12 protein-coding genes are annotated in these 16,192 nt (G+C 73.4%); 7 read left to right on the forward strand and 5 right to left on the reverse strand.

The window, feature by feature from the left end; genetic code table 11:
* Window positions 1-120: 120 nt before the first annotated feature.
* Window positions 121-1,116, forward strand: coding sequence for a lipoyl synthase (gene lipA / locus ABZT87_RS10680; RefSeq protein ID WP_354861387.1), 996 nt, complete (start codon window positions 121-123; stop codon window positions 1,114-1,116).
* Window positions 1,117-1,169: 53 nt separating this feature from the next.
* Entirely contained in the window at window positions 1,170-2,816 is a 1,647-nt protein-coding gene (locus ABZT87_RS10685) for a hypothetical protein (protein ID WP_355134999.1), read from the forward strand.
* 16 nt (window positions 2,817-2,832) lie between these two features.
* Here the strand turns inward: ABZT87_RS10685 and ABZT87_RS10690 are convergent, their stop codons facing one another.
* Window positions 2,833-5,724, reverse strand: coding sequence for an AAA family ATPase (locus tag ABZT87_RS10690; protein WP_355135001.1), 2,892 nt, complete (start codon window positions 5,722-5,724; stop codon window positions 2,833-2,835).
* Window positions 5,725-5,939: 215 nt separating this feature from the next.
* The gene (locus tag ABZT87_RS10695) at window positions 5,940-6,110 is read right to left on the reverse strand and encodes a hypothetical protein (RefSeq protein ID WP_355135003.1); all 171 of its coding nucleotides are present in this window, start codon (window positions 6,108-6,110) and stop codon (window positions 5,940-5,942) included.
* A 206-nt stretch (window positions 6,111-6,316) separates the two neighbouring features.
* Between ABZT87_RS10695 and ABZT87_RS10700 the strand changes: the two genes are divergently transcribed.
* Window positions 6,317-7,003 (forward strand): DUF4191 domain-containing protein, encoded by a 687-nt coding sequence (locus ABZT87_RS10700; protein ID WP_354861380.1) that lies wholly within the window; start codon window positions 6,317-6,319, stop codon window positions 7,001-7,003.
* A gap of 203 nt (window positions 7,004-7,206) precedes the next feature.
* Here ABZT87_RS10700 and ABZT87_RS10705 read toward each other — a convergent pair whose 3' ends face one another.
* Window positions 7,207-7,545 carry an RDD family protein gene (locus ABZT87_RS10705; protein ID WP_355135394.1) on the reverse strand — a complete coding sequence of 113 codons (339 nt, stop codon included), beginning with the start codon at window positions 7,543-7,545 and terminating at the stop codon, window positions 7,207-7,209.
* Between the two features lie 321 nt (window positions 7,546-7,866).
* Between ABZT87_RS10705 and glnA the strand changes: the two genes are divergently transcribed.
* From glnA to ABZT87_RS10720, 3 genes are all read left to right on the forward strand, one after another.
* The gene (glnA, locus tag ABZT87_RS10710) at window positions 7,867-9,291 is read left to right on the forward strand and encodes a type I glutamate--ammonia ligase (protein WP_354861378.1); all 1,425 of its coding nucleotides are present in this window, start codon (window positions 7,867-7,869) and stop codon (window positions 9,289-9,291) included.
* 892 nt (window positions 9,292-10,183) lie between these two features.
* Complete coding sequence (locus tag ABZT87_RS10715; protein WP_354861373.1) at window positions 10,184-10,519, forward strand: hypothetical protein; 336 nt, start codon at window positions 10,184-10,186, stop codon at window positions 10,517-10,519.
* A 475-nt stretch (window positions 10,520-10,994) separates the two neighbouring features.
* Window positions 10,995-11,339 carry a hypothetical protein gene (locus ABZT87_RS10720; RefSeq protein WP_355135005.1) on the forward strand — a complete coding sequence of 115 codons (345 nt, stop codon included), beginning with the start codon at window positions 10,995-10,997 and terminating at the stop codon, window positions 11,337-11,339.
* Between the two features lie 190 nt (window positions 11,340-11,529).
* Here ABZT87_RS10720 and mptB (ABZT87_RS10725) read toward each other — a convergent pair whose 3' ends face one another.
* Entirely contained in the window at window positions 11,530-13,032 is a 1,503-nt protein-coding gene (gene mptB / locus ABZT87_RS10725) for a polyprenol phosphomannose-dependent alpha 1,6 mannosyltransferase MptB (protein ID WP_355135007.1), read from the reverse strand.
* Window positions 13,033-13,088: 56 nt separating this feature from the next.
* Complete coding sequence (gene mptB, locus ABZT87_RS10730; RefSeq protein WP_355135009.1) at window positions 13,089-14,489, reverse strand: polyprenol phosphomannose-dependent alpha 1,6 mannosyltransferase MptB; 1,401 nt, start codon at window positions 14,487-14,489, stop codon at window positions 13,089-13,091.
* Window positions 14,490-14,533: 44 nt separating this feature from the next.
* On the opposite strand from mptB (ABZT87_RS10730), the gene ABZT87_RS10735 reads away from it, so the two are divergent.
* Window positions 14,534-16,192, forward strand: coding sequence for a hypothetical protein (locus ABZT87_RS10735; RefSeq protein ID WP_355135011.1), 1,659 nt, complete (start codon window positions 14,534-14,536; stop codon window positions 16,190-16,192).

The raw sequence follows: 16,192 nt of genomic DNA on the forward strand, positions 1-16,192 counted from the left end.
AGACCCTGCGCGTGTGACGCCAATTTTCGGCTTGCCGGTGTCAGGCGTCACAACGTTCGGGGCGTGACGCCGGTCGCCTGACGCACATAGACGCCCGCCATCCGGCGTAGGCTCGTTTTCGTGACGATCGAGCACTCCGCGCCGACGACCGGCCAGGCAGCGCGTACCGCAACGGCCGCCCCCGAGGGGCGTCGCCTGCTGCGGATCGAGGCGCGCAACGCCGAGACGCCGATCGAGCGCAAACCGCCATGGATCAAGGTCAAGGCCAAGATGGGCCCGGAGTACACCCAGCTGCGCGGGCTCGTCTCGCGCGAGGGGCTGCACACCGTCTGCCAGGAGGCCGGCTGCCCCAACATCTACGAGTGTTGGGAAGACCGGGAGGCCACCTTCCTCATCGGCGGCGACCAGTGCACGCGGCGCTGCGACTTCTGCCAGATCGACACCGGCAAGCCGGCCGAGTTCGACGCCGACGAGCCGCGCCGGGTCGCCGAGTCGGTCGTCTCGATGGGCCTGCGGTACGCCACCATCACCGGCGTCGCCCGCGACGACCTGCCCGACGGCGGCGCCTGGCTGTACGCCGAGACCGTCCGGCAGATCCACGCCCTGCAGCCCGGCTGCGGCGTCGAGCTGCTCATCCCCGACTTCAACGCCGTGCCCGAGCAGCTGGCCGAGGTCTTCGGCTCCCGGCCCGAGGTGCTGGCCCACAACGTGGAGACCGTGCCGCGCATCTTCAAGCGCATCCGGCCGGCGTTCCGCTACGACCGCTCGCTGGACGTGATCCGGCAGGCCCGCGCCGACGGCCTGGTCACCAAGAGCAACCTCATCCTGGGCATGGGCGAGGAGCGGGCCGAAATCTCCCAGGCGCTGCGCGACCTGCACGAGGCGGGCTGCGAGCTGATCACCATCACGCAGTACCTGCGCCCCTCCCCCCGGCACCACCCGGTGACCCGCTGGGTCAAGCCGGAGGAGTTCGTGGAGCTGCGCGAGGAGGCCGAGGAGATCGGCTTCGCCGGGGTGATGAGCGGGCCGCTGGTGCGCTCGTCGTACCGGGCCGGCCGGCTCTACAAGCAGGCGCTCGACGCCCGCGCCGCCACCCCGGTCGCCACCGCCGGCTGACCCGCCGACAGCGCCGCACGGGCCGTGCGGCGTCCGGGTGTCATGATCGTGCGATGACCGCCGGGGTACGCGAACAGCCGCGCGACGCGGGTCGACCGCGTCCGCGGCCCGGTTCGCGCCTCGGCCTGGTCGGCTGGCTCACCGCCCTGACAGTGCTCGCCGGGGTCGGCTACCGGCTCTGGTTGCTGGGCCACACCACTCCCCCGACGAACAGCGACGAGGCCACCATGGGGCTGGCCGCGCTGCACATCGCTCGGGGCGAGGGTTTCCCGGTCTGGTTCTACGGCCAGCAGTACATGGGCACGCTGGAGGCGTACCTGGCCGCGCCGGTTTTCGCCCTGGCCGGCCCGTCCCTGTTCGGCCTGCGGCTGCCCACCCTGGCGCTGTACGCGCTGTTCCTGCTGCTGACCTGGCGGCTGACGCTGCGGCTGACCGGGGACCGCTGGTTCGCCCTGCTGGCGGTGGCGCTGCTGGCGCTCGGCGCCGACCGGGTGGTCAAGAACCAGTTGATCGCCGGCGGCGGTTACCCCGAGATGAACGCGGCCGGGGTGGCGCTCGCCCTGCTCGCCGTCGACCTGGCCGCCGGCCGGCCCGGGTGGCGACTCGTCCGCTGGGCGGTCTGGGGGATCCTGGCCGGGCTGATGCTCTGGGTCGACCCGCTGGTGCTGCCGTACGTCGTGGCGACCGGGGCGGTGCTTGTCGGGTTCCGCCACCGGGAGCTGCGCGGGCGGGCCGGAGCGCTGCTCGGGGCGGCGGCCGTGCTGGGGGCTGCCCCGCTGCTGGGGCACAGCCTGCTGACCGGCCGCAACCCGCTGCACGCGGTGCTCGCCGCCGGCGGGGCGGACGCCACCGCGAGCTGGGCGGACCGGCTGCACGGCGGGCTGCTGCTCGGGCCGCCGCTCGGCATGGGGTTCTGCGGCCCCGGATCCTGCGCCACCTGGCAACTGTGGTGGGCGTACGCGCTGCCGGTGCTGCTGGTCGTCGCCGCCGGCACGGCCTGGCGGACGCTGCACCGCCCACCCGGCTCGGGCGGTGGGGACGGCTCACCTGGTACGGACGGCTCACGCGGTGCGGACGGCTCGGCGCCCCGGGTCGCGGCGGCCATGCGGCTGGCTCTCGTGCTGGCCGCGGTGGCCACCCTCGGCGCGTACACCCTGAGCAGTTCCTCCGGCCTCACCCCGGCGGAGAGTGCGCGCTACCTGTCCACCCTGCTCATCTCCGTGCCGGCGCTGCTCTGGCCGGTCTGGACGCTGGCCCGGCCTGGCCCCGGGTGGACGGCGGCCCGGCCGGCGGCGCTTGTCGTCCTCGTTGCCACGCTGCTCACCGCCGCCTACGCCACCGGTCAGGCGGCGCTGACGGCCCCGGCGACCCGGGCCGCCGAGGCCCGGCACGCCGAGCTGGTGGCCACGCTGCGCCACCTTGGCGTACGACACGTCCGCGCCGGCTACTGGACCTGCAACCGCCTCACCTTCGCGAGCGCCGAGGACGTCGTCTGCGCGGTCGTCGACGACACCCTGCGCCCCGGCTTCGACCGCTACCCCGCGTACCGCCGGGAGGTGGAGCGCGCGGCGGCGCCGGCCTGGGTCGCGCCGACCGGCTCGCCGCTGGCGGCCCGGCTCGACGAGCGGCTCGGCACCGACCCGGGCGACCTCGACCTGGTCACCCTCGACGGCTGGCGGATCTACCTGCCGCGCGGCTGAGGAGACCGCGGCGCCCTCAGCGGGGCTCGGCGGGCTCGGCGAGCAGGCCGAGACGGCGGGCCAGCGCGGCGGCCTCCCCGCGGTTGGTCACGTCGAGCTTGGCGATGATCCGGGAGACGTGCACGCTTGCCGTCTTCGGGGAGATGAACAACCGCTCGGCGATCCGGCTGTTGCTGTGCCCCTCGGCGACCAGCCGCAGCACCTCCCGTTCCCGGGACGTCAGCAGATCGGCCCCGGCCCCGCCGTTGCCCGTCCCCCGCAGGCCGACCCGCCGCGCCAGGGTGGCGGCCGTCTCGGCCAGCGGCGTCGCGCCCAGCCGCCGGGCGATCTGGGCCGCCTCGGTGACCGCGGCCGACACCTCGTCGCGCTCGCCCGCGGCGGCGGCGGCCTCGGCCAGCGCCAGCAACGCCCGGCCGAGCGGGTACGGCTGCCCGTCGGTGCGCCACGCCTGCACCGCCGCCCGCCACGCCGGCAACGCCTCGTCGTCGGCCGCCAGCAGGGCGCTGACCTGGGCAGCGTGCGCCCGCGCGGCCGGGTGCCGCACGGGCAGGTCGGCCGCGAGCGCGGCGACGGCGGCGGCCAGCTCCCCGTCACCCACCCGGGCGGCGGTACGCGCGGCGGCGCTCAGCACCGGCCAACCCTCGCGGGGCAGCTGCGGCAGGCTGTCGTCGGCCACCGCGACCCGGGCCGCGCGGACCGCCTCGACCTTGTCGTCGGCGGCCAGCGCCGCCTCGATGCCCAGCTCGTGCAGGGGCAGTCGGTGGTTCGGCCACAGGTAGGGGCGGCCCAGGAAGGCCAACGCCCGATCGACCATCTCGTCGGCCCCCGGGTGCGCCCGCGCCAGCCGCAGACCGGCCCCCAACTGCAACCAGTGCAGCCCGGTGACGCCGGACAGGTCGATCCGGGCGGCCTCCGCGCAGACCGTCTCGGCCTCATCCCACCGACCCAGCGCGATGAGCGCCTCGGCCCGGTTGGACAGCAGGTACGCCCCGGCCGAGCGGCTGATCCCCACCCGCCGCGCCTCGGCCAGGCCGGCCTCGGCCGCCTGCGCGGACTCGGCGTAGCGGCCCAGCTCGCAGAGCACGTCCGACTGGAACACCTTGACCAGCACGAGAGCCGCCGTGTCCCCGGCCGCCTGGGCCACGGCCTCGGCGCTGCCCAGCTCGGCCAACCGGTTGTCCAGCTGCTGGTGGCAGAGCAGGGCGATCCGGGTCGGCAGCAGGACCAGCTCCTCGCCGAGCGCCTCGGCGTCCGTGCTCGCCTCGGCGGCGACCCGGGCCGCCTGCTCAGGATCGATCTTGACCAGGTGGGCGGCGACGTCGGCGAGCAGCCGGACGCGCTCCACCCCGAAGGGCCCGCTGGCCGCCAGGCGGTACGCCTCATCCAGCTCCCGCCTGCCGTCGCTCTTGCCGAGCAGGGCCATCAGCCGGCCCCGCTGGTCCAGCAGGCGGGCGGCGCGCAGCGGTGCGGCGTCGGCGTCCACCTCGGCCAGGCCGGCGCGGGTCAACGTGATGGCCCGACTGAAGTCGCCGGCCGTGACCGCCGCGTCCAGGGTCTGCTCCAGCAACGCCAGGTGGTCCATGCCGAGCAGGTCGGCCGCGTCGGGCACCAGCTCCCACAGCTCCAACGCCCGCTCCAGCAGTCGACGCTGCTCGGCGTAGGCGTACCGGTCGGCGGCGGCGCAGGCCGCGACCCGCGCGGCGACCAGGGCACGGGGATGGTCGTGCGCCGCGTACCAGTGGTGGGCGATCTCGGCCGGAGCGCGGCCGGCGACGACCAGGTGCGGCTGGGCCTCGATCGCGGCGGCGAACCGCGCGTGCAGCCGGGCGTGCTCACCGGGCAGCAACTCGTCGTGCACAGCCTCACGCACCAGGGCGTGCCGGAACTCGTAGTCGCCGTCCGGGTCGGCCACCACCAGTTGGGCCGCGGCGGCGGCGCGCAACGCGTCCTCCAGCTCGGCCTCGGGCAGGCCGGCGACCTCGGCGAGCAGACCGTGGGCGAAGCGGGTGCCGCCGGCAGCGGCGATCCGCAGCACCCGCTGAGCCGGCTCGGGCAACCGGTCCACCCGGGCCAGCAGCAGGTCGCGCAGCGTCTCGGGCAGCGCCGCGCAGCCGAGCGGGGAGCCGGCGACGGCCAGCTCCTCGATGAAGAAGGGGTTGCCCTGCGTACGGTCGTGGATGTCGTCGACGGCACGGGGCGACGGCTCGCCGCCGAGCAGGTCGGCGAGGATCGCGCCGGTGCCGTCGCGGTCCAGCCGGCCCAGCTCGACCCGCTCGACACCGCGTGCCCGGTCCAGCTCGGCGAGGAACGGGCGCAGCGGGTGGCCACGCTGCAACTCGTCCGTGCGGTAGGTGCAGACCAGCAGCAGCCGGCCCGGCCGCGCGGCCCGGACCAGGAAGCCGATCAGATCCCGGGTGGAACGGTCCGCCCAGTGCAGGTCCTCGATGATCAGCAGCAGTGGCCGGGCGTCGGCGAGCCGCTGGAACAGCTCGGCGACCAGGTCGAACAGGTATCCACGGGGGGCGTCGGTCAGTGGTCGCGCGCTCGGCGCGGTCAACCCCGCCGGCACCCGGCCCAACTCCGGCAGCAGGCGGGCGAACTCCGCCTCGTAGCCGGCGAAGACCTCCGCGCCGTCGGCGCGCAACACCGCGCGCAGCGCCGCGGCGAACGGGGCGAACGGCAGACCAGCCTCACCCAGCTCCAGGCACTGACCGACCAGCACCCGGGCGCCCGCGGCGGTGGCCCCGGCCGCGAACTCCTCCAGCAGCCGGGTCTTGCCCACGCCCGCCTCGCCACCGACCAGCACGGTGGCCGGATCGCCCTTCCCGGCCCGGCCCAGCGCGTCCCGCAGCGTCGCGATCTCACGCTGGCGGCCGACGAGGACGGAACTGGCGGCACGTACGGTCACGGGACCGAGCATGCCATGACCGGACGGAACACCGGCCCCGCCGATCGGCCGGCGCCGCGGCGACAGGGCGGCTGCCCCGGACCCGGGCCCGCCGGCCGGCGGCTCGGACCCGGGCCCGCCGGCTGACGGCCCGGACCCGGGCGCCGGTCCGTCGTGCCGGTCGGCCGGTGGGACGGGCCCGGGCCCGCTGGGCGCGTTGGGTACGGCGGTCGTGGTCACCGGCGGTCGTCACCCGCGCGGCGGGTCGGCTGGCGGCGGCCCAGCCAGGTACGACCCGAACGGCGCGGCACCGACCGCGCCAGTCGTTGCGCCGCAGCCTCGGCCCGCAGCTCAGCGGCGTGGGTACGGTGCACGGAGAGCAGGAAATCTACGTCGTTGCCGAACATGTCGGGCTCCTTCGTCGCGTCGTCGTCCTCTGCTGATGACTCTTCGCGCGAAGGCCCCGGCCCGGCATGGGCACACCGCCTCATCTTGCCCGGCCGTACCCTCCTTACCCGCCCGGTCGCAGCGCCTGAGGCGACGTAAGGTACTCAGCCGGCCGGCACCCGGACGCGGATCAACGCGGCCGGCGGGGACCACTAGACTCAGCGGCATGGCAAAGCCCCAGGAGAAGGTCTCGTTCGGCCAGCGGCTGAAGCAGATCGGGATGGTGTTCCAGTTCACCGCCAAGCAGGACCGGTGGTTCGCGCCGCTGGTCGCCGCAGCGGTGCTCATCCCGCTCGCGCTCACCGTGGTCGCGGTGATCCTCTGGAGCTGGATCTGGCTGCCGCTGGGCATCCTGTTCGCCCTGCTCGCGGTGCTGATCGTGCTGAACCTGCGGTCCAACAAGGCGATGATGAACGCCGCCGAGGGGCAGCCCGGCGCGGCGGCGCAGATCATGGACAACATGCGCGGCGACTGGCGGGTCACCCCTGCCGTCAGCTCGACCACCCAGATGGACATGGTCCACCTGGTGATCGGCCGGCCGGGCGTGATCCTGCTGGCCGAGGGCAACCCGCAACGGGTGCGCGGCCTGCTCGGGCAGGAGAAGCGACGGCTCGCCAAGGTCATCGGCTCCGCCCCGCTGCACGACTACGTGATCGGTCAGCAGGAGGGCGAGCTGCCGATCCGCAAGCTGCGCACGACGCTGCTGCGGCTGCCCCGCGCGCTCAGCGGCAAGGACGTCAACGCGCTGGACAAGCGACTCAAGGCGCTCACCGCCCGTCCGCAGATGCCCAAGGGCGCGATCCCGAAGAACATGCGGCCGCCGGGCGCCTCCCGCCAGTCGCGGGGTCGCTGACCCTCAGGTGTACGCGTCAAGGAGCCGGACCCGCACGGGTCCGGCTCCTTCGCGTACACCCTCATGACCCGGCGCTGGCTCCCGGCCATGATCGTGCTCGATCCTGGATGTAGTGGCCTCGTGCGCGGCGGATGCCACTGCATCCAGGATCGAGTGCGATCTTGCGGGTCGTGCGAGGGCGGAACGGCCCTGCGGGGGTCGGCTCAGCCGCGCGGGGCGTCGACGATGACCGAGTCGACGAGGCGGTCGTGCACGCCCCGACGGTGCTCGTCCATGATCAGCGCGGGGACGACGAGCGCCAGCAGCACGCCCCGGGCCAGCGCGCGGAGCACGCCGATCCGGCCTCCGTCGTGCCAGTTCACGCAGCGGACCTTGGTGATGTACATGCCCGGCGTCTGGGCGAAGAGGCCGAGGAAGATGCCGTACTCCAGGATCAGCGCCAGCACCGGAGCCCAGCCGTCGCGTACCGGATCGGCGAAGATGTTGGCCACCAGCAGGCAGAGCACCCAGTCGATGATCAACGCTCCGAAGCGTCGACCCAGGCTCGGCGGGGTGAAGGTGGGATCGGTGGCCGGCGCTGCCGGGACGTGCGGATTGGTCACAGCGATCAAGGGTATCCGCGTCCGAATCGGGGCCTCGGATCGCCGTCACCACTGCGTGCCGATTCGGGCCAATGGCATCAAGTGTCATTACACTGGCACAGTCGGTACGGCGTTCGCGCAGGCTGAGTGCGTGGACAGGAGCGTCGCTGACGCTCCGCGAGGGACGTAACACGGCAGAAACACTCAAGACATGGCCGGGCAACCCCCCGGCCATAGCGTCGCCAGGAGCCTAGCCACCCCGTGGACGTGCCAGGAGGATGTGTGTTCGCCAATCCCGAGGAACTGCTGCGATACCTCAAGAACGAGGACGTGAAGTTCGTCGACGTTCGTTTCTGTGACCTGCCCGGCGTGATGCAGCACTTCAACCTGCCGGTCGAGTCCGTCAACGACGACCTCTTCACCGACGGCCTCGCGTTCGACGGTTCGTCGATCCGCGGTTTCCAGGCGATCCACGAGTCGGACATGCTCCTGCTCCCGGACGTCGCCACCGCGTTCATCGACCCGTTCCGGGCGCAGAAGACCCTCGCGCTCAACTTCTTCATCCACGACCCGTTCACCCGCGAGGCCTACACCCGCGACCCGCGCAACGTCGCGAAGAAGGCCGAGGCGTACCTCGCCGCGAGCGGCATCGCCGACACCGCCTACTTCGGCGCCGAGGCGGAGTTCTACATCTTCGACTCGATCCGCCACGAGACCTCGGCGCACCAGTCGTTCTACTACATCGACTCGGTCGAGGGCGCGTGGAACACCGGCCGGGAGGAGGAGGGCGGCAACCGCGGTTACAAGACCGCGTACAAGGGCGGCTACTTCCCGGTGCCCCCGGTCGACCACTACGCCGACCTGCGCGACTCGATCGTGCGTCGGCTCGTCGACACCGGCTTCACCGTGGAGCGCTCGCACCACGAGGTGGGCACCGCCGGTCAGTCCGAGATCAACTACCGGTTCTCCACCCTGCTGCACGCCGCCGACCAGCTCCAGCTCTTCAAGTACATCGTGAAGAACGAGGCCTGGGCCAACGGCAAGACCGCGACCTTCATGCCCAAGCCGCTGTTCGGCGACAACGGCTCCGGCATGCACACCCACCAGAGCCTCTGGCTCAACGGTGAGCCGCTGTTCTACGACGAGACCGGCTACGCCGGCCTGTCCGACACCGCCCGCTGGTACATCGGCGGCCTGCTGCACCACGCGCCGTCGCTGCTGGCCTTCACCAACCCGACGGTCAACTCGTACCGTCGCCTGGTGCCCGGCTACGAGGCTCCGGTCAACCTGGTCTACTCGCAGCGCAACCGCTCCGCCTGCACCCGCATCCCGGTGACCGGCAGCAACGCGAAGGCCAAGCGCGTCGAGTTCCGCGTTCCGGACCCGTCGGCCAACGTCTACCTGGCCTTCTCGGCCATGATGATGGCCGGCCTGGACGGCATCAAGAGCAAGATCGAGCCGCCGACGCCGATCGACAAGGACCTCTACGACCTCCCGCCGGAGGAGTGGGGCGACGTCAAGCAGGTCCCGGGCTCGCTGCCGGCCGTGCTCGACTCGCTGGAGGCCGACCACGACTACCTGCTCGACGGCGGTGTCTTCACCCCCGACCTGATCTCCACCTGGGTCGACTGGAAGCGCGCCAACGAGGTCGACCCGGTGCGTCTGCGCCCGACCCCGCACGAATTCGCCATGTACTACGACTGCTGAGCCTGATCAAGGCTCCGACCTGCACCAACAGGATCACTACTGATCTTGGGTACAGGTTGGGTACAACCTCACGGACGGCGGTCATGCCCGGCTCACAGCCGGCGTGGCCGCCGTTTCGTGAACACGCGCAAAACGGCCTTCATGCGCCGAGGTGGGCGGCAGTACGTCACCGGCTTATACGTGGGGGACGCGGGCGGACCACGGATCCCACGAAAGATAAAGCGCCGCATGCGTTGGATCCTGCACACAATTTCGAAGTTCGGCTACGACACCTACATGGCAGACTTTGGCGGTGAGGATCAAGAAATGTATCGGCGTCGCCTGTTGGGCTGGGCGTGTTACATCGCCGCAGCGAGCCAGACGTAGGTTATCCCCTATTGCGAGCGTTCGATGAACTGGTGCCGGACGTGTATGCCGGCGTAAACGCCTACGCTGACATAGCGGATTGGGTCGACGTCGAAGACGATCTAGACGATCTGCTCTAGCGCTCACGACAACTCCTCATTGCATCACGGCGCGCCGAGTGGCACCATCCGAGCGCCTCGGCATGAGGCTTGTCTTGGCCACGGCGTGCATATGTTCGAGTGCAGCTGTTCGAGTGCAGTGTGATCCGACAGTTGATGTGCATATGTCCGAGTGCAGCGCCGGTGAGAACTTTCCATACGTCTTCAAGGCGGCCCTGCGGGCCGCACGCGGGGCCACTTTCGCCGGCCGTCCGCGCCTTGCCGCTTCGCTCCCGGCGCGGCCCGGCGGTGGCCACCGCGAGACCAGTGGACACGCCGAGGCCCCGGCCATCCTCATTGGAGGTGACCGGGGCTGGGCGCTGAACCAACGATCCACGACGGGGACACCCATACCCTGGGGCATCGCGTGCTACGGCTACCCTGGCGCCGTGACGACCATGGATGTGGCTCAGGCAGTAATGATTGCGCTGGTCGTTGGCGGCAGTGTCACTGTGATCGTGCTCGCCGGTGTTGTTCTAGTGCGCAGCCGACGCGCCGAGACTGCCAGGTTATTCGGTCGGGTGGTGCATCGTCCTCGGCTCTGGGCGTCGGCTGCCGTCTGCTGTGGTCTTGCCGGACTCCTCTTCGAGGCGCAGGCGTTGATGCCCCGAAGCTGGCAGGAATCGGCCCACAACCTCCTTGGTGTGCTGATGCTGGCCTTCTTTGTCCTGTTCTTTGCCCACCTTCTGAGCCAGTGGAGCGCCCAGCGTCGCCAGCACCGATAGGCCGCAAGCCAGGCCGTGACGCACGCTGGCGGACTTCCGGCTCTTCCGCGTTGCCGCCAAGCAACACGCCTCGGGAACCTGCCTCCGGCGGGCAGGGCCTCCGGCCCTACGACCCGGGGATGGCCTCCGGCGGCCGGGGCTACTCGCCCCGGACCCTCGGCGACTCTGGGATGCCCCGGCCGCGACGGGATGCCGCACCGATCCCCCTCGGAACCACTCGCACACACCACCAGCCCAAGATCGTTAGGTACACGAGGGGTACAGATGCCGCCCGGAAACACTGGATAACGATGGAAGTTGATATACGACGTACGACCTGCTCAGCGGCTTGATCGAGACCACTCCCCCAGATCAGCCGCCAAGCGCGGTTAGTTCGCCATGTACTACGACTGCTGAACTGCCTACGACTGCTGAGCAGTCCCCGCACCACCGGCCGGGCCGGCTCCGCAATCGCGGAGCCGGCCCGGCCCGTTTCGTGACCGCCGCCTGGACCTACCGCGCGGTGATGGCGGGTCAGGCCCTGCACAACGCCGCCGTGGCGGTGCTCGCGGTGGCCGTGCTGCTCGCCGCGGGACTGGCGCTGCGCGGCGACCACCGGGGCGGCTGGGCCCTGTTGATCCTGCTCACCCCGGTGGGCCTGCTGGCCCTGGAACCGCTGGCCGGGGCCGCGGACGGCATGCCGGCCGCGTTCCCCCCGAACTGGACGGCGCTCGCCGCGACGGCGGCAGTGGTCGGCCTGGTCGGTCCCGCCCTGCTGCCGGTGGCACTTGCCGTACGCACCCGGCTGGCCCGGCCCGCCGCGCCGAGCGCCCACCGCTGACCGCGCCGCCCCGCCCCGCGCCGCCCCGCCCCGCACCGCGCCGCGCCGCACCGCACCGCACCGCGCCGCACCGCGCCGCGCCGCGCCGCGCCGCGCCGAGATCGTGCTCGATCCTGGATGTAGTGGTCTCGATCGCGCCAGAAGCCACTACATCCACGTTCGAGCACGATCTTGCGCGCCGGACCGATGGTCAGGAACGTGGCCGGCGCTCCGGTCCGTTCCGCCGCACCCGCTCCCGCACCCGAAGGAGCAGGAAGGGGAGCAGACCGGTCATCGCCAGGGCGCCGGGGGCCTTGGTGAAGCGGGCCAGGTTGGTGCCGTCGGGCAGGACCAGGAAGGCCGCGACCGCCACCGGCAGCGCGAACCACGTGGTCCGGGCGGAGGTGAGCGCGAGCAGCGCCAGCGGCCAGGTCGCGTACCAGGGGTGGAAGACCGGGGCCAGGACGACGGTGGCGACCAGTGCGAGGCCCGCGCCGTGCAGTGCCGCACGGCACCGCGCCGAGCCGGCCGCCGGCCTGTCCACGCCGCTCGGATCGCGATCATCTGCCCGCAGCTCTCGCGGCGGCGCTCCAGGCGGGCCAGCCCGCAGTTCTCGCCAGGCGCGCCACCACAGCACCAGGAGCACGACCGCGAGCAGCACCAACGCGACCGCGCGGATCACCGGCACCGCCTGCGGGTCCCGCCCGACCAACGCGCCGGCGTAGTCCACCACCAGGCCGACGGCGGTGGGCGGTGACGTCCACTGCTCGGAGTCTCCGCTGCGGGTCAGCCCGCCCACCCAGCCGAAGCCGAGGCCGGACAGGGCCGAGGTGACCAGCAGCGCGGCCAGCAGCCCGCCGGCCAGCCAGCCGCCGTCGCGCAGCAGCGCGCGTACGGTGTGCCGGCCGTGCACCGCGGCCAGCACGGCGAACGGGGCGACCACCACGGCGGTGGCCTTCACCGTGACCGCCAGGCCGAGCAGCACGCCGGCGAGCAGCAGCGCCGCGGGCCGGCCCGGCCGGCGGACCACCACCAGCAGCCCGCACAGCAGCAGCCCGAGCATCACGGCGTCGTTGTGCGCCCCGGCCACCAGGTGCACGCCGACCACCGGCGCGGCCAGCGCCAACCAGGCCGCTCGCCGGGTCGGCACGCCGGCCGCCCGCGCCAGGCCGGGCAGGCAGTACGCCGCCAGGAGCAGGCCCGCCACGGCGATGACCCGCAGCGCCACGATCGTGCCGGTGAGGCCGCCACCGACGCCCACCGCGAGCGCCGCGAGCAGCACGAAGACCGGCCCGTACGGAGCAGGCGTGTCCCGCCAGATCGGGGCCACCGTCTCCAGCCACGGGCAGCCGGCCGCCGCCACCGGAACCGCGTACGGGTCGACGCCGTGCGCGTACGTCCAGCCCTGGCAGGCGTACGAGTAGATGTCCCGGCTGCCCAGCGGCGGCGCGACCAGCAGCGGGAGGGCCCACAGCCCGGCGGTGACGTACGCCCACCGACCCGACGGCGCACCGGCGCGCAGTGACCACCAGGCGCCGACCAGCAGCGCCGTGCCGATGAGCCAGCAGGTCAGCGTCGTCGGGCCGTGCGGGGCTCGCCAGATCGACGCCGGTGTCGCGCCCAGCGGGGCGTCGGGCAGCGCCCCGCCGAGATACCCGGCAACGGTGAGCAGGATCGCGCCGACCAGGCCGGCATACCGGGCAAAACGGGCCACCGAAAGACCGTAGAGCGGCGGCGGTGCGCCGGGAGTGGTTACCGGCGCACCGTCCCTCAGTCGGCGGCGACCGGCTGACGGGCCGCCCGAGCCGACCGTACCAACCGGATGACCAGCACGATCACCAACAGCGTCATCAGCGGCGCCCCGACCGACTTGGTGAACCGGGGCAGCCCGGTGCCGTCGGGCAGCACCAGGAACGACGCGACCAGCGCGACCACCGTGAACCATCCGGTACGCCGGGCGGTGGCCGCGAGCACGGCCAGCGGCCAGATCCAGTACCAGGGGTGGAACAGCGGCGCGAGGGCGACCGTGGCGGCCAGCGCCAGAGCGGCGTGCCACAGCGGCTCCCGGGTGCGGGCCCGCCACCACAGCCACACCAGCAGCAGCGCCAGCACGGCCATGCCGATCCCCCGGGTGACCGGCAGGGCGTCGAGGTGCCCGCCGAAGGGCACCGCCAGGTAGCCGACGGTCTGGCCGACCGCCGTGGACGGCGACGTCCAGGCGATCACGTCGCCGCCTCGGGCCAGGCCGCCGACCCAGCCGAAGTCCAGTCCGGCGGCGAAGGTCACCCCGACCACGACGGCGACCGCGCCGCCGACGACCCAGCCGCCGTGGCGGATCAGCGCGCGGATCGAGTACCCGCCGACGATCGCCGCCAGCGCCGCGAACGGCACCACGACCAGCGCCGTCACCTTGATCGCGGCGGCCAGCCCGAGCAGCGCGCCACCGGCGAGCAGCGGACCGGGGCGGCCGGGCCGCGAGGCGATCACCGCCAGCCCGGCGACCAGCAGGCCGACCATCAGGGCGTCGTTGTGCGCGCCGGAGACCAGGTGCACGGCGACCAGCGGGCAGGCGAGCGTCAGCCAGACCGCCCGAGGAGCCGGTACGCCGGCGCGACGGGCCAGCACCGGCAGGCTGGCCGCAGTCAGCGCCACCCCGGCCACGGCGATCAGCCGGAACACCACGATCGCGCCGGTCAGCGAGCCGGTGGCCTTGACCACCGCGCCGGCGAGCACCACGAACAGCGGCCCGTACGGCGCCGGCGTGTCGCGCCAGATGTAGGAGATGGTGTTCAGCCAGGGGCAGGGCAGCGCGGACACCCCCTGCTCGTACGGGTTGATCCCGGCGGCGTAGCTGGCGCCCTGGCAGGCGTACGCGTAGACGTCGCGGCTGGCCAGCGGCGGCGCGATCAGCACCGGCAGCAGCCAGAGCCCGACCGTGACCAGCGCCCAGCGGGTCGACGGCACGCGCTCGCGCAGCGACCACCAGGCGTACGCCAGCAGCGCGGTGCCGACCAGCCAGGCGGCGAGGACCAGCGGCCCGTTCGGGCCCTGCCAGATGCTGACCGGGGTGGGGCGCAGGGGTGACCCGGGCAGGGCGCCGCCGAGGAACGCGGCGACGGCGAGCAACGCCGATCCGGCCAGTCCGGTCCAGCGCGCGAGGTGGTGAGGCACGCCGGACATGCTGCCAGTACGGTTGTCGCGGTACGGAGGTGGGCATGCGGCGCAGTCGGGTGGTGGCGGTGGCCACCGGTTCCGCAGTCGTGCTCGGCGCGCTCTGGCTGGCCCTGCCGCTGATGGGCTCGGACCTGGCCGCACAGGTCGCCCGGGCGGACTTCTTCGCCGCCCACGGCCTGACACCGATCGATCTGCGCTGGTACGGCGGGGTGCAGCAGTTCGGCTACAGCCTTGTGTCCCAGCCGGTGATGGCCCTGCTCGGCGTGCGGGTGACCGGTGCGCTGGCGCTGGTGGCGTCGGCCGCCGCGCTGGCCGCGCTGCTGGTCCGCAGCCCGGTGCCCCGACCGCTGCTGGGCAGCCTGGTCGGCGTGGTCACGCTGACCGGCAACCTGGTCTCCGGCCGGGTGACGTACGCCCTGGGGGTGGCGTTCGGGCTGGCCGCGCTGCTGGCGCTGACTCGGGGCGTACCCCCGCGTCGGCGGCTCGCGCTCGCCGCGGTCGGCGCGCTGCTGGCGTCGGCGACGAGCCCGGTGGCGGGCCTGTTCGTCGGCCTGGCGGGCGTGGCGCTGCTGCTCACCCGCCGCTACGCCGACGGTCTGACGCTCGCTGTCGCGGCGGCCGTGCCGCTGGCCGCGACCGCGCTGCTCTTCGGCGACGGCGGCTGGATGAACATCAGCCGCACCGACACGCTGCGCGCGGTGGTGACCAGCCTGGTGGTGGCGGCGCTGGTGGCGTACCGGCCGGTGCGGTTCGGCGCGCTCCTCGCCGCCGCCGGGGTGCTCGCCGCCGCGCTGGTCCACACCCCGGTGGGGTTGAACGCCACCCGGCTGGCGACGATGTTCGCGCTGCCGGTGCTGGCCGCCGCCGCCCGGCCACCAGCCTGGCTCACCGCCCGCCTCGCCCGCCTCGCCCGCCGGCACGCCGACCGCCCCGCGCCGCCCAATGCCGCCCGGCCCGACGCCGCGCCGCCCAGCACCGCGACGCCCGAGCGGTCGCGGCGTGCTCGCCTGCTGGGCGCCGTGGGCCTGACCGCGCTGCTGGTGGCCGTCTGCGGGTGGCAGCCGCCGGTGGTCCCCGCCGACCTGCGCGGCATCGGCGACCCGACCAGCGCGCCCGGCTACCACGCGCCGCTGCGCGCGTTCCTGGCCGGGCAGCGGCTCACCGGGCGGGTCGAGGTGCCGCCGACGCGCAACTACTGGGAGGCGGCCCGCCTCGGCGAGGTGCCACTGGCCCGGGGCTGGCTGCGGCAGGCCGACATCGACCGAAACCCGCTGTTCTTCACCACCGTGCCCGGCGCGACCGGAACCGGCGTGCCGCTGACCCGGGAGAGCTACCGGGCCTGGCTGGCGGAGAACGCCGTGCAGTACGTGGCGGTGCCGGACGCCCCGCTGTCCTGGGTGGGACGGGCCGAGGCGGAGCTGGTCGAGGGCGGCCTGCCGTACCTGACGCCGGTCTGGTCCGGCGCGCACTGGCGGGTCTGGGCGGTGGCCGACCCGACGCCGCTGGTCGCCGCGCCCGCCGAACTGGTCCGCGCCGACGGCGCGGCGCTGATCCTCCGGGCCCCGACCGCCGGCCCGGTCGCGGTCCGCGTCCGCTACAGCCGCTGGCTGGCCGCGTCCGGTGGCGCCACCGTCTCCGCCGACGGGGTCTGGAGCGTCGTCACCGTTCCCCACGCCGGCGAGTACACCGTCGGCAGTTGA

It is taken from the genome of Micromonospora sp. NPDC005237 (assembly GCF_040607775.1).
Lineage (GTDB): Bacteria > Actinomycetota > Actinomycetes > Mycobacteriales > Micromonosporaceae > Micromonospora.